This is a genomic window from Amycolatopsis sp. NPDC039088 (assembly GCF_055598845.1).
Genome location: NZ_JBVKAE010000046.1, coordinates 23,576 through 37,707, shown reverse-complemented (window position 1 = coordinate 37,707; position 14,132 = coordinate 23,576). Strand labels below are relative to the sequence as shown.

Below are 14,132 nucleotides of genomic sequence, written 5' to 3'. Positions count from 1 at the left end.
GTAGGGAAGGAGGCCTTCACGGACATCCGTGCGCGCGATCAGCCGACCGGCACCTCCGGCGCGAGGGAGTTGCCGGGCGCGATCTTCCCGCAGCTGGACGGCGCGGTTTTGCCCGCGAACCGGTCGTTGAGCCAGCCGATCGCCAGGGGCGCCCAGACGACGGCCGCCCCGACGTGGCTCAGCGTGTTGTACTGGTCGTACTTGATCGACTTGTTGCCGGTTTCGCAGTATTGCCGGGCGAGCGAGCGCACGTCACCCGCGACCATCACACCGTCGCCGGTCCCGATACCCGGCGGATTGCCGAAAGTGCCTTCCAGGACGCCGTTGTTGCCCTGCGCGATGAAAGCCGGGACGGTGGGCGTCGGCGCGGAACCGATGTTGACCTTGTTCACGGCTTCGACGTAGGGCAGCACGGTATTCGGGTTGGCGTATTCGGGTTTGACGAACTTTTCCCACGTCAGCCCGGGATAGCGGCCGATCGCGTCGACGATCGACGCCTTCTCCATGTCCTTGAGCACCTGGAGACCGTAGGAGTTCGCGTACGGCTTGAGGTCGATTTCGAACGACCGGGCGATGCCGATGAGCGCCATCGGGATGACACCGGTCCACGCGACACTTCCGTTGACGTACTTGAGATTGTGCGAGGGTTTGACGAGCACCCCGCCCTCGGTGAAGCCGACGAGATTCTTGTTGACCTCGGGCGCGTAACCGGGCGCGAGTGCCGCCGCCCAGCCGGTCGCGATGGCGCCTCCCGAATAGCCGAGGAGACCGAAGCGCGTTTTGTCGTTCATTCCCGTTTCCGGTGCGCGGGTCGCGGCGCGGATGGAATCCAGCGTGTTGGTGCCGTATTCCGGCCCGGCCGCGAAGTTCGCGTCCTGTCCTTCGGTGTCGGGAATGACGACGTTGTAGCCCTGCAACAGGGAGGGCGCGATGAGCAGCGACTCCGCGTTCGCGATCAGGCCACCGAGCGAGACGTCACCGGCGATCGCCCGCGACGGCCCGTGCTCGGGATTGAGCGAGTCGTAGAACGACTGGTAAGAAACGGCTTTGGTGCTGTCTCCGGTGAGGCTGCGGAGCACCGAAGTGACGTTGGCGGACGGTTTCCCCAGCGCGTCGGTGGTCCGGTAGAGCAACTGGGTCACCTTGAGCGGCGTGGAAATGCCGATGACGTGGTAATTCAGCGTCCGGGTCTTCAACACGGTTCCGGGACTGTACGACGACAGCGGCTCGCTGCCGTCGTAGCGGTAGAAGGAATCGGTTCCGGAAGCGGCGGTGGCGGCGGGCGCGGCGACGAAAGCGAGGACGAGAGCGATCGCGACGGCCAGCAGGCGTGCGGGCTTGTGGATCATGACTCCCCTTTGAATCATGAAGTGGATCACAGTGGGATGATCCGGAACCTACCAGCCGGTAACTCATGATGTACAGATGCGTACATGATTTCTTGTCGCGACCTTGATCCCTCTCCGCCTGGTGACTGCAAAACAGAACCTGCATGGGGGCTGGATTTGCGAAGGTGGTCGTACGACTGTGGTGAGGGATGGGGTCGTACCAAGAGCGGGGTGGTGGCCTTGAGATGATGAACCCGGGCGATTCCGGCGCCCGCGGGGAAGAACGTGAACTCGAGGGCGACGCAGAGTTGGTGCGAGCATATGAAGGTGGCGCCACGATCACGGAACTGGCAGCGCGCTTCGGAATGACCTACTACAAGACGCGAGCTTCGCTCATTTCGGCGGGTGTGGAACTGAGACAGGTGGGGCCGGTGACACCACCGGCCCCACCGGGCCTCGTCCAGGCATACCTCGACGGGGCGAATATTCATGATGTCGCCAAGAGATTCGGGCTGAGTTTCGGTGTCGCCAGACGAATGCTGCTGCAGAACGGCGTCCGGCTCAGACCCAAGGGGGGAGGTGCCCGGGGTGGCACACCCGGTGGCCGGACCTAGTTCACCGTCCGGCTGTATCGGGTCAGTACGTCCGCCACCAGTCGCTGGTCATCAGCACAAACGTGGTGACGAAAAGCGTGGTCATGGCAGGGGTGGACAGCAGGTACTTTTTCAAGACTCTCCTTGTGCGGGGTTGGGGAGGCGCGCACCCATCAATCATCCTGGATATGCGTGCTGAAGGGTATGGCCAGGCCGTGCCTTGAGCAAGAGGCAAACTGGGCCCCGCTATCGCTGACGATCTACTTCTGGTAGCACGCGCGGGGGCGCGGAGCAGCGACTATCCACCCAAGCGGAGGATGAGAGTTGCCTCCGTGCAAGGTGTCGAAATCACCAAATCGAGTGGTCTTTGACGACACGCCGGGACGGCGGCAGCATGGCGACGGTGTCCTCATCGCCCCTCCGTCTAGCGGCAGGAATCTCGAGCATGCCTTCCCCGAGTTCCGCGATCCGCGGCTCCAATTCGGCGGCTTTCGAGTGCCGCCCGCGGTCGCGGTAGAGGCTCGCCGCCCACTGCAGGACTTCACGGGCGTCATGGGAATTCCCGCGGTCGGCGAGGATGTGCCCCAGGGTGGCGAGCGCTCGAGCCTGCCCGGTCGCGTGGTTGGTGCGTTCCGCCAAATCGATGGCGTGGTCCGCGTACTGGAGTGCTTCGCGGTCCTTGAGCTGTGCATGGGCTAGGGACGCCAGCACGGTGTACAGCTTCATGGTCGCCGGAAGATGGTGGATCTCGTCGGCCAGCAGCAACGCCTTATTGCCGTGCAGGGTGGCTTCGTCGTATCGGCCCAACAGGGTCAGTGCGCCTGCCAACGCCGTATGGACGGCCAGTTGCCCAGAAGTGTCGCCGGTCTCCCGGCGAAGTCCCAGCGCGCGCCGGTAGTGCTCCACGGCGATGCTGCGCTCCCCGGCTACTTCGAGGGCGTTGCCCAAGCGATATTCCGCGGTGCCGAGGTGACCCGGGTCCTGTACGACGTGTGCGAGCGCGAGGCATTCACGATACCGGGTGATCGCCTCGTCTTTGCGCCCCGCGTGGTGGTGCCGCCGTGCCATGTTCAGGAGGACGGTGAGCCTGCCGAAGTCATCACCTTGCTCGCGGACGAGGTCGTATGCCGCCTTGAGGTAGCGGTCCGCCGCTGGGTCGTTCCCGAGGAGCATGTGGACCTGGCCGAGGTCGTTGAGCGTGCTCGCCTCGGCGACCGGATTCCGGGCGGCCGCGGCGGATCTGGCGGCGATCATCAGCCCGTTCACGATGTCTTCGTAGAAGCCATATCGGTCGTAGATGTCGCTCGTGACATGGGGGATTCGCCACGCGTACTCGTGGAGGCCATGGGCATGTGAGTCCTCCAGGAGAGCGTTGAGGTTGCTCCGTTCGTTCAAGCACCACTGTCGGGCAGCGGCAGGGGAATCGAAGTCCAAAGGCACCGCGCCCGGCTCGGCGGTAGGCATCGGCGGGCGAGGTTTGTGGGGATATATCGTCGCGTGCGCGTTGAAGGCGGTGAACAAGTAGAACGACAGCAGCCGCCGCCGCGGGCTGTCTCCATCGCTTTCACGGCCGGCCAGGCTCGCCGCGTAACGGTGGAGGATGTCGTGCATACGATAGCGTTCGAGGTCTCCGGGGTGCTGGATCAGATGCGCGGCGAAGAGTATGTCCAGTGATCTTCGCGCCGCCGGGATGCTGATCGCCCCCGCCGCAGCGAGCGCCGGTGGACTCATCTCGGTACCAGGATGTAGCCCGAGCAAGCGGAACATGCGTTGTTCGGGCTCCTCGAGCGCGTTGTAGGACCACGAGTAGGCGGACTGCAGATGGATCCCGGCGCCGTCCCCGTCATCGCCGATCGTCAGGAGGGTTTCCGTGTCCTTCAGCTGAGCGGCCAAAGTTTGGAGGCGCAAACCACTGCGGGTGGCAGCGCGGTCGGCCACGATGCTCAAGGCGAGTGGGATGCCGTCGCACAGCCGCGCGAGCGTGTCGAGGACTTCGGGCTCATGTCGAGCGCGTTCCCGCATGCGGTGCGTCAGAAGCTCCCGTGACTCCGACGGCGACAACGGGGTGAGATCGACCGACGGGACATTGTGCAAGGCCGTCAACGGGGTTAAGCGTCGTCGCGAAGTAAGGATCACCGTGCACGAGGTCAGAGCGTCCAGGAGCGGCTGGATGTGCCCGAAATTTTCGACGTTGTCCAGCACGACGAGCGCAGGCCTCTGGGAAAGGAGTGTCGCCAGTTTCGTCATCCGGCCGGCCGGGCTCACGATGTGGTCGACTGGGAAGTCGAACGCCGACAGCATGACGTCGACGACGTCGGTGGCTTCCAGACGCGGAGTCCGGCTGAAGCCGTGGAGATCGATCATGATCACGCCGTTGGTGAATCGCTCGGCGGCGCGGTGGGCCCAGTGTCCGATGGTCGTCGTCTTGCCGACGCCGGGTGGCCCGGTCACACAAACGATCGTCGCCGAAGGTGTGCTTGCCCGGACGGCCGTCAAGGAATCGAGCCTTTCCAGGATGTGTTCCCGGCCGACGAAACGATCGATATCGCGCGGCAGCCGTCGTAGCGGAGCGACGCTTTCCTCGACTTGCTTCAGTTTTCTGTCCGCAATGGTTCGAGTGACCTGAACTTGCTGTGGTACACGTGTGGTGAGTGCGTCGTGGAATCGGCGCAGTTCGTCGGCTGCCTGTCCGTCCCCATCGTCTCGGAAGGACTTGTACTTCCTCAGGAAGAACGCCGGGACCTCGCCGTGACGGCCAGCCGAGATCAGCGCCTTGAGCCGGAGTTTGGCGAAACCGATTTCCTCCGGGTGGTCACGGTCGAGGTCCTCCAAACGGCGCAGTGCGGTGAGCGATTGTTCGATGGCGATCAGTTCGTCGACAAGAAACGTGTTCGCGGGAATCCAGTCCGTCTGAATGAACGATGTGCGCCAGTCCTCCGCCGGTCGGGTCGTGAGGTCGGCCAGTGGATGCTCCCGCCACAGCGCCACCGCGGTCGTGGCAGCCTCGCACGCGCGTCGGTGTTCTCCACTGTCGCTGAGGGCTCTGGCGTCCGCCATGGCTGTACGGAAAGCTACGTAGTCGATCAGTGAGGGGTCGACTTCGAGGGTGTACCGACCGTTCGCGGTGACCAGTGTGGCGGGTGCGTGAACTTCCCGGAAAAGTTGGCGAAGCCGCGTCACATATTGGTACATCGTAGATCTTGGGTCGCGTGGGCGTTGTTCTTGTTCGTCCCAAACCCACTCGACTACGTTTTCTATCGAAAGGCGACGTCCGGGCCGAGTGAGTAGAGCCGCGAGTATGCCCTGTTCGCGCGGTCTTCCCCAATTCACGGCCATATTCCCGTGCATTCGCACCGTAGTCTGCCCGAGAACTCCGAAGGCAACTTCCATGGCGTCCCTCTCCCCATCGACAGTGCACACTGCCGCCCCTCGCCTCGCTCTCCAGTTTCACATTCTTTTCCGTTTCGAACCAGGGTGACCAGTGCGGACCGGACGCACGGTGATCGTTTGTCAGGATTTTCATCGAATGGCCGAAAGGCCGGTGTCAGCCGGTGGAGCCACTCTCGTTCCCACGATCACCGACGAGAGGGGAAGTTCGTGAGCAGGGAACTGTGGATCCGGGGGCCGGTCGGAGCGGGGGCGGAAGCACGGGTGACACGAGCCGGGTGTCGAACAGCACTAGTCGTGGTCCCGACGATGACCGCGGGCACACGATTGCTGGACATCGTGCCATTGCTCGAATCGGATCACCGGGTCCAGGTGGTGTTCACTGTCCCGCACACGACGGACCACTGGCCGGGGGTCGAGGATTTCGTCCGCGCGCAGCACGGGCTCCTCCTGCCGTGGGAACAAGCGGTCCAGCACACGTTCGACCTCGTCCTCGCGGCGAGCCATCGGCATCTCGAGCAACTCCGAGGGCCGATTCTTCTGGTCGGGCACGGGGCGGGGACGATGAAATCACAGCGATACAGTCGGAAGGCGGAGACACCGGTACTGACGGCCACGGGCCTCGATCGAGAACTCCTGACCTATCGCGGCCGGATCTTGCCCGCCGTCCTCGCACTGGCCACCGAGGACGAGCGGGCGGCGCTCGGTTCTCTGTGTCCGGAAGCGCTGCCTGCCGCGATCGTCGCCGGCGACATCTGCCTCGACCGGATGACCGCCGGGGCGCAATTCCGTGAACACTATCGGCGGGAGCTGGGGCTGAATCCGCGGCGACGGCTGGTGACGATCAGTTCGACCTGGTCGACTGACTCGACCTTCGGTCGCGTGCCGAGTCTGTGCCGGGCGGTTCTGGACGCCCTCCCGCCTGCCCGGTACGCCGTCTCGGCGGTGCTGCACCCGAATGTATGGACCGTCCACGGACGCAGGCAGGTCACGGCTTGGCTGTCCGACTGCGTGGAGGCGGGGCTGCGGCTCATTCCGCCCGATCGCGGCTGGCAGGCGACCATGATCGCTTCGGACTGGGTGATCGGCGATCACGGTTCGACCACCGCGTACGCCGCCGCGATCGGACGTCCGGTCACCCTGGCCACCGATTCGGGAGACCGGCTACGCGAGGGCAGCATCGCCGACCTCATCAGGGAACACGCTCCACGTCTGGACACGAGGTCATTGCTGGAGCAGGAAGCCGAGGCGGCTCGACACAGCGATCGGCTGTCAGCGGTGGCGGCGCGAGCTATCAGTTCCAGACCGGGGCAGGCTGCCGAGATCCTGCGTTCTGCGATGTACCGGCTCCTGGGGCTGCCACGGCCGGAGTACCCGCCGTCCGTCCCGATGTTACCCGCCCCTGTGCCGATCGAGGTGTGACGATATGACCATCGTGTACGCGATTCACAGCCATGCGCCGGGTGTGGCACGGATTCGCTTGGGTATCAACGGTTTGGAGGGCGATGTCCTCGCTGTCGCGGTCGACACCGTATCGAGGGGGTGGTCGTCGGCAGGAGACGTGTTGCTCCGGGAGGACAGCGAGAACGCCATCCAGGCGCAGATCGCGGCCGAGGCCGCGTTGAGACGGCATCCCGGTGCCACTGCCGCGATCGCGGCTCACCCGCGGGGCCATGTCATTGTCAGCCGTACCAGGACGTCGGTGGTGGAAACGAAACCACGACGATCGCCGCAGCGCTGGAGCAACCGGCTGAGATCAGTCGCCGAGTTCGGTGGCGCGGGGATCACCCATTTCGGCGTAGAGGGTTCGAGCTTCGGCGAGATGGCCGGCGCCCTCCTCCTCACGGCCGCTCTCCAGCTCGATCCGTCCGAGAGCAGCGAGGATCTCGGCTGTGTAGTAAGGGGAATCAAGGGCCCGCACAGTGCGAAGTGAGTCGGCAAGCCGGACGATCGCGTCTCCGGCGCGCCCTTCCGCGGCGTGGATCTTGGCGAGCGCCATGACGGATCGCGCGTGCTGGGCGGCATCACCGAGTTCGGCCATCATGGTCGCCGACGCGGTCAGCTCGATCATGGCTTCGCTGTACCGGTTGAGCTTTGCCAGGACCTCACCCTGCCGTCGGCGGCACAACGCGACACCGCGAGGGATACCCAGTCGCTCCTGCATGTCGGCCGCCTGACGGTAGAAGTCGAGCGCGCCGTCGAGGTCTCCCTGCCCTCGTGCGGATCTGCCGAGCTGGGAGAGTGCGGTCGCCTGGGTGGGGCCATCGTTTTCCCGCTGCCCCAGGCGAAGCGCGACCACATTCTCTTCGGCTGCCTTGTCGTACCAGCCGAGTTTGGCGTACGCGAACGCGAGCTGGGACCTGAGCCGCGCTTGTACCAGGGGCAGACCCACCCGCGTCGCGGCCAGAACGCCGCGTTCGAAGGTCGAAATCCACGACGAATAGTCCCTGTGATGCAAGAAGAAACCCCACGATGCCTCGCAGAGCTGCCAGACTATGTCGTCCCATTCCTGTTCTGCCGCCAGGATGAAAACCGCGCGGATCACCGGCAGGTGGTCCCGCCACCAGGCGAGTCCCTCGGCGCGTCCCGCGAAGTCTTTCGACCGTGGTTCGCGTGCGGCGTACCTGGCTCGATGAGGATGGATGACCTCATCGGCGGCCAGAACCCGGTCGAGATACCACTGGGTGAAGGAGTGGGCCAGCCGATCTCGCTCATCGGCGGACAACGAGTTCGCGGCGCGCGTACGTGCGTCACTGCGCAACACCATGTGCTGGCTGAGTCGGTCCTCACCGGTTTCGGAAAGGAGGTTCGCCTCGATCAATTCGTCGATATCGTCGTCGACCGCGTTGGCCTGACGGCCGAGTGCCGCGGCCAAGGCTTCGGTGGAGAAGAACGGGCCCGGGTGCACGCCGCACGCGAGATATACGCGCGCCGCGCTCGCAGAAAGCCCGCTATAGACGACCTCGAAGATCGCGTTCAGCGAAAGTGCCTTGTCCGCTGCCCGTTCGGCCAAGGAAATCCAGCGGCCGTAGGCGGCGGCCTCGCGTGCCAGGCTTCGCCGTGGGCGGGTTCGGAGCCTCGCCGCGACTATCGACAAAGCGAGGGGGAGACCACCGCAGAAAGCCGCGATCTCGCGTGCCGCGGACGGATCCGTGCGGACACGCTCCGATCCGGCATACCGCTCTAACAACCCTCTGGCCTGGGATTCAGTAAGGGGTGGGAGGTCGACGAACTGTGCCCCGTCGATGGCGAGATCGGTGAGCCGCCACCGGCTGGTCACCACGACGACGGCTGCCTGCCCGGCGGGCAAGAGCGGGCGGACCTGCGCGACGGACGCGGCGTCGTCGAGCAGGACGGCGATCCGGCGCGACGCGGTGGCGGTGCGGAACGCGGCTGTTCGCTGATCCAGGCTCGGCGGGATTTCCGCGGGCGAAGTCCCCAGCGCAGTCAGGAAGCCGTATAGGACTTCACCCGGGTCTTCAGGCGGCTGCTCGCGGGAGCCACCAAGGTCGCTGTACAGGATGCCCTGGGGGAACTCGTTCGCCTCACCGTAGAGCCAGTCGAGGGCGAGCGAGGTCTTGCCGACTCCGCCGACCCCGCTCACCACCACGAGATGGCGTCCGGCCCTTTCACGCCAAAGCAGGTCGAGTTCTGCGGTGGAGTGCTCCCTCGCTTCGAACACCGCGGGGGCAGCGGGAATCTGCCAGGGCCGCTCTGCGGGGACACCGGGCCCGGCCTGGCCGGTCACGATCTGATCCCACCGCTCTTCCTGGTTGCTGCCGGTCGCCGCTGGCGCTTTCCCAGGATGTTCATGCGGTGTCCCCCCATTTGGTGTCAGTAGGCCAGTGTCTCCAATGGTGCGGTTGCGGGCGAGGAAGTGTGGGAGCGACCATATTCTAGCCACCTGGTCGGTGCACGTGCGTTAGCACGGGCACTTCACCAGCAGCTGCGAAAACCGCAGTTTTCCTATAGAGAAGCGACGAATCCGCTGTTCTCGCCATGATTTTGACTATTGGCGAGCTTTCGTGCCTTCGAGCGAATTCGAATCCTCGGTGTTCCTCGGTGGGCTCGGTTCCGGCAGTGAACGGGTCACGAGCCAGCAGAAGAGCGGCAGTGCGATCAACGGGATCAGCGCCGTTCGTAGCGACGTGTGATCGGCGATCGTGCCGATGACGGGACTCGCGAGGCCGCCGATGCTGACCGTCAGGCCGAGGGTGACGCCGCTGGCGGTGCCGACCCGGGTGGGCAGATAGTCCTGCGACAGCGTGATCTGCAGGGAAAAGGGGATGTACAGGCCCACCGCGGCCAGTAGGACGAACGGGAAGAAGCCCGGCCCAGGGACCAGCACGACGCCGGCGACCGCGACGATCGTGCCCAGATACGACCAGCGCACGAGAGTGACCCGTCCCCAGCGGTCCGCCAGTCTGCTGCCCAGCAGGGTGCCCACGGCCCCGCCGAGGTAAAGCAGGAACAGTGCGGCGCTGCCCGTCGTCGTCCCGCCGCCGATCCGCTCCTGGGCGTAAAGCGAGATGAAAGTGCTGAGCCCGATGAAGACGATCGAGCGGAAGACGACGGCCAGCGACAGCTTCCCGAACGACTTCCAGTCGTCGGATCCCGCCTCCTCACTGTCGCCGCGGCCGCCTGTCAGGGAGGGCTTGGCGAGCGCGCGCAGGACGGGCAGGCAGAGCACGGCGCCGGCCAGGGCCGGTACGACGAGCAGGGGAGACATCGGCAGCCCGCCGATCGCCATGACCGCCGCGACGAGGACGGGGGCGGCCGCGAACCCGATGTTCCCGCCGAGCGAGAACCAGCCCATCGCGGTATGGCTGCCGCCGCTCGCACTCCTCGCGGCCCTGGCCGCTTCGGGGTGGTAGGCGGCCACGCCGATCCCGGACACCGCGACGAAAATCAGCGTCAGCGCGTAGGAATCGACGAACCCGCCGAGTCCGATGCCGACACCGCCGAGGATCGTGCTCGAGGGCAGCAGCCACGGCATCGCCCATCGGTCGGTCAGCGCGCCGAACAAGGGTTGTGCCACCGAAGACAGCAGTGACGCGGCCAGCACGATGCCCGAAACCGCGGCGTATCCGTAGGCGCGCTCGGCGGCGAAGAACGGCACCAGCGCGGCCACCGAACCCTGATACACGTCAACGCAGGCGTGGCCCGCCGACAGGAGGATGATCGTTTTGTGCTTCGGCATGTGGCCATGCTCGCCGCGGGGGGCCGTGTCGCGCTTCCGATAAAATGACAAACGATGACGGAAATCCGCCACTTGCCCGCGGCGCCGACGCAGGTCCGCTCCTTGGCCTCCGGTACGACGGTCGACGCGCATCGCCACGACGAGCACCAGGTCGTCTACGCCGCCCGCGGGGTACTGGCCGTCACCACCGACAGGGGCTCCTGGGTCGCTCCGGCCACGAGGGCCATCTGGATACCCGCCGGAACCGTGCACGCCCATCAGGCGCACGGCGACCTCGAACTCCACCTCGTCGGCCTGCCTGCCACCGAGAACCCGTTGCGGCTGACCGAACCGGGTGTGCTGGCCGTCGGCCCGCTCCTGCGCGAGCTGATCCGCGCCTACACCGGCCCGCCGCGCGCGGACACCCCGGAACGGCGACGGCTGCGCGCCGTCCTGCTCGATCAGCTTCGTGCCTCACCCCAGCAACCTCTGCACCTGCCGACGCCCGCTGATCCGCGGTTGCGTGCGCTGTGCGAGATCCTGAGCGCCGACCCGGCCGACAACCGGACGCTGGCCGCACTGGGAGCCCGGGTCGGGGCGAGCGATCGCACCCTCGCCCGGCTCTTCAAGGCCGACCTCGGCATGACGTTCCCACAATGGCGAACCCAGCTGCGGCTCTACCGCGCGCTGGTCCTCCTTGCCGAGAACACCCCGGTGACCGCGGTGGCGCATGCCTGCGGCTGGGCGTCGACCAGCGCGTTCATCGACGTCTTCCGCCGTGCCTTCGGGCATACGCCGGGCACGCATTACGACCGGTGAACGAAGAAGGGGCCGGTCCACAGTGGACCGGCCCCTTCTTCGATGAGACTTTGTTACGCCTCGCTACGGCGACGACGCACCAGCAGCACCATCAGCACACCCGCGCCGAGGAGCGCGCCGCCGATGGTCAGCGGCAGGGCCGCGGAAGCGCCGGTGTTCGCCAGCTCGTTGCCGCCACCCGACTCGGCGCCACCGGGGGTGGTGGGGGCCGGGGTGTCGGTGGCGGGCGCGCCGCCCTGCTTCCAGGTCGCGGTGGCGTTCGCGACGACCGAGGTCTTCTCGGACTCCGCGACGATCAGCGACTGGGCGGGGACCTTGGCGTAGTTCTCGCCCACGAACAGACGGCCGGTGTCGAGGTGACCGCTGACCTTCAGGGCGAACGAACCGGAGCCGTCCTTGGCGTCCTTGGGAACGTCCACGTAGACCTTGGTGCCGTCCTTGATGGCGCCGGCCTTGATCTCCTTGCCGTCGGTGTCGGTGACCTTGACGCCCTCGGGCAGCTTGCTCGTCAGCTCGGTGATGTCACCGGTGGTGGCGACGCTGAACGGGCCGATCCGGGTACCGGTCGCGCCCGAAGCCTTGGCCGGGCCGATGTCCAGGGTCGGCTTCGGCTGCTGCCCGATACCGGCGTTGTCCTTGCCGGTGAGGTAGTCGTAGAGGGCCAGCACGTCGGCCGACGATTTGGCGTCGGCGTCCATCAGCGGCTTCTCGCGGTCGAGGTTCTTGCCGTCGCTGAAGTGCCAGACGGCGGCCTGGGTCGCGGTGACGGCTTCACCGGCGGTCAGACCGTCGTTGAGCTTGACCGAGTTCTTGCCGAGAGTGCCTTCGAGCGCTTTCAGGCCGACCACCGGGTAGCCGTGGTGCAGGACCCAGTTGATCTTCGCGTTGTTCTTGTTGAACGGCGAGGCGGCGTCCGGATACTTGTTCCACGGGCGCTCGATCATGTCTTGGTCGGTGCGCATGCCGACCTCGACCTGGACGCAGTACATCTTGAGCTTGCTGCCGTCGGAGAGCTTGAGCTCGAACAACTGCGGGACGTAGTGCTTGGGGTCCCCGAAGTTGACGCTGTAGCCCCTCTGGCCGACGCCGTCGACGACCCGGCCACGCGCCGCGCCGTCTTCGGCGAGGGCGGCCGGAGCGGCCATCGTCAGCGCGACGGCCGCGGAAGCCACCGCGATCCCGCCGCGAACCAGAACTGACCTGCCGTGCATGTGTCTCCCATCCGAATACGGACCACGAATGCCAGTGCCGTGTGCGACCACAGGCCCCGACCGCAACGGCTCGCCCGAACAGGGGATGACTAATCCCATCGAGCGAGAGCGGAGCATACAGAGGTCACACAAGTGGCTACTCCAGGGCATGGGCTATGTCCGAATTGCCCCGAAAGAAGGATGAACGCACCGGAAACGATCTTGGGCGAGTAGATGACCGACGCGCGGATGCCGCGAAGAACGACGGGGGAAACAAACCGACAAGAAGCTCGCATCCGGAGGTACCACTGCTGCTCCAGCCGCTGTTGAATTGGACCAGACCATTCAACGGTGATTGGAGTCCACATGACGCGATGGCACCTTCGCCGGGGGTTGTCCCTGGTGGCAGGGCTCGCCTTGGCCGGAGCACTCCTTCCGACGGCGAGCAGTGCGGAACCCCAGGTAGCCGGGGGAGTTCCACTCGGCGAGCTGACCGCGACGGCGACCAAGGTCGCGTCCGGGCTGGTGAATCCGACCGCGATCACGGCGCTCAACGACGGGAGCGGCCGGATCCTCGTCGTGGAGAAGAGAGGCGTCGTCCGGGCCTACCATCCCCGCACCGGGCTCGCCGCCAAACCGGTACTGGACATCAGCGACAAGGTGAACGGCGCGGACGTCGAACGCGGGCTGCTCGGGCTGGCCGTCGCCAAGGACAAGCGGGTCTACGTCGCCTACACCCGCAAATCCGACAGCGCGGTGACGCTGGGGCGGGTCCGGCTGGACACCGGCGAACTCACCGAACTGCTGACTCAGCCGCATTCGGAATTCCCCAACCACAACGGCGGTCAACTCGCGTTCGGCCCGGACGGATACCTGTACTGGGGGATCGGCGACGGCGGCGGCGCGGCCGATCCGCTGGCCAGCGGGCAGCGGCTGGACACGCTGCTCGGCAAGATCCTGCGCATCGACGTCAGCCGCGCGTGCCGTCCGCTGCGCTACTGCGTCCCGGCGGGCAACCCCTTCGTCGGGGTCGCCGGCGCGCGGCCGGAGATCTGGTCGTACGGGCTGCGTAATCCGTGGCGGTTCTCCTTCGACCCGGTAGACGGCTCGCTGTGGATCGGTGACGTCGGCCAGGGCCGGTTCGAGGAGGTCGACCACATCGCCGCGGGCAAGGGCGGCGCGAACTTCGGCTGGTCCTGCAAGGAGGGCCCGGTCGTGTTCGACCAGGAGCGGTGCAAGGACGGCGCGAGCTACACCGATCCGGTCTTCCACTACGTCTCCGGCGCCGAAGGCTGCGCGGTGATCGGCGGGTACGTCTATCGCGGCAGGAAACACGCTTCGCTGGCAGGCGGGACCTACCTCGCCACCGACTTCTGCCAGGGCACCGCCTGGGCCGTGCGCAAGAAGGCCGACGGGAGCTACGAAAGCGCCCGGATCGGCGAGTTCCCGCTCGACGCCACCACGTTCGGCACCGACCAGAACGGCGAGCTGTACCTGGCCGACGAGCAGCCCGGCGGGCTGCACCGGATCTCGTTCGCCCGCAAGGGGTGAACCCGGCGCGGCCGAGGATCCGGCCGGCGTTTCATCAAGTTTTCATCATTCCTCCATAGCGTGATGCCGTCTGGTGAATTCAGCG

At 66.0% G+C, this 14,132-nt stretch carries 9 protein-coding genes; 4 read left to right on the top strand and 5 right to left on the bottom strand.

Going from position 1 to position 14,132, the window contains the following annotated elements; translation table 11 throughout:
* Positions 1-38: 38 nt before the first annotated feature.
* A complete protein-coding gene (locus ACZ7KI_RS38115; protein WP_470277870.1) occupies positions 39-1,349 on the bottom strand; it encodes a lipase family protein in 1,311 nt (436 codons plus the stop codon).
* A gap of 188 nt (positions 1,350-1,537) precedes the next feature.
* On the opposite strand from ACZ7KI_RS38115, the gene ACZ7KI_RS38110 reads away from it, so the two are divergent.
* Positions 1,538-1,942: a helix-turn-helix domain-containing protein gene (locus tag ACZ7KI_RS38110; RefSeq protein WP_470277869.1), complete on the top strand. Its 405-nt coding sequence runs from the start codon at positions 1,538-1,540 to the stop codon at positions 1,940-1,942.
* Between the two features lie 327 nt (positions 1,943-2,269).
* Here the strand turns inward: ACZ7KI_RS38110 and ACZ7KI_RS38105 are convergent, their stop codons facing one another.
* On the bottom strand, positions 2,270-5,311 hold the full coding sequence (locus tag ACZ7KI_RS38105) for an AfsR/SARP family transcriptional regulator (RefSeq protein ID WP_470277868.1): 3,042 nt from the start codon (positions 5,309-5,311) through the stop codon (positions 2,270-2,272).
* 207 nt (positions 5,312-5,518) lie between these two features.
* Here ACZ7KI_RS38105 and ACZ7KI_RS38100 point away from each other — a divergent pair, with 207 nt between their 5' ends.
* Positions 5,519-6,730, top strand: coding sequence for a hypothetical protein (locus tag ACZ7KI_RS38100; protein ID WP_470277867.1), 1,212 nt, complete (start codon positions 5,519-5,521; stop codon positions 6,728-6,730).
* Between the two features lie 334 nt (positions 6,731-7,064).
* On the opposite strand, the gene ACZ7KI_RS38095 is transcribed toward ACZ7KI_RS38100, so the two are convergent.
* A complete protein-coding gene (locus ACZ7KI_RS38095) occupies positions 7,065-9,056 on the bottom strand; it encodes a tetratricopeptide repeat protein (protein ID WP_470277866.1) in 1,992 nt (663 codons plus the stop codon).
* A gap of 261 nt (positions 9,057-9,317) precedes the next feature.
* On the bottom strand, positions 9,318-10,508 hold the full coding sequence (locus tag ACZ7KI_RS38090; RefSeq protein ID WP_470277865.1) for an MFS transporter: 1,191 nt from the start codon (positions 10,506-10,508) through the stop codon (positions 9,318-9,320).
* 54 nt (positions 10,509-10,562) lie between these two features.
* Between ACZ7KI_RS38090 and ACZ7KI_RS38085 the strand changes: the two genes are divergently transcribed.
* Positions 10,563-11,306 carry an AraC family transcriptional regulator gene (locus tag ACZ7KI_RS38085; RefSeq protein WP_470277864.1) on the top strand — a complete coding sequence of 248 codons (744 nt, stop codon included), beginning with the start codon at positions 10,563-10,565 and terminating at the stop codon, positions 11,304-11,306.
* 53 nt (positions 11,307-11,359) lie between these two features.
* Here the strand turns inward: ACZ7KI_RS38085 and ACZ7KI_RS38080 are convergent, their stop codons facing one another.
* Positions 11,360-12,517 (bottom strand): thioester domain-containing protein, encoded by a 1,158-nt coding sequence (locus ACZ7KI_RS38080; RefSeq protein ID WP_470277863.1) that lies wholly within the window; start codon positions 12,515-12,517, stop codon positions 11,360-11,362.
* 345 nt (positions 12,518-12,862) lie between these two features.
* Between ACZ7KI_RS38080 and ACZ7KI_RS38075 the strand changes: the two genes are divergently transcribed.
* Entirely contained in the window at positions 12,863-14,047 is a 1,185-nt protein-coding gene (locus ACZ7KI_RS38075) for a PQQ-dependent sugar dehydrogenase (RefSeq protein ID WP_470277862.1), read from the top strand.
* Positions 14,048-14,132 lie beyond the last annotated feature (85 nt).

Coding starts and splice junctions, on each gene's coding strand:
- ACZ7KI_RS38115 (WP_470277870.1), bottom strand. CDS start 1,349: ATGATCCACAAGCCCGCACGCCTGCTGGCCGTCGCGATCGCTCTCGTC.
- ACZ7KI_RS38110 (WP_470277869.1), top strand. CDS start 1,538: ATGGGGTCGTACCAAGAGCGGGGTGGTGGCCTTGAGATGATGAACCCG.
- ACZ7KI_RS38105 (WP_470277868.1), bottom strand. CDS start 5,311: ATGGAAGTTGCCTTCGGAGTTCTCGGGCAGACTACGGTGCGAATGCAC.
- ACZ7KI_RS38090 (WP_470277865.1), bottom strand. CDS start 10,508: ATGCCGAAGCACAAAACGATCATCCTCCTGTCGGCGGGCCACGCCTGC.
- ACZ7KI_RS38085 (WP_470277864.1), top strand. CDS start 10,563: ATGACGGAAATCCGCCACTTGCCCGCGGCGCCGACGCAGGTCCGCTCC.
- ACZ7KI_RS38080 (WP_470277863.1), bottom strand. CDS start 12,517: ATGCACGGCAGGTCAGTTCTGGTTCGCGGCGGGATCGCGGTGGCTTCC.
- ACZ7KI_RS38075 (WP_470277862.1), top strand. CDS start 12,863: ATGACGCGATGGCACCTTCGCCGGGGGTTGTCCCTGGTGGCAGGGCTC.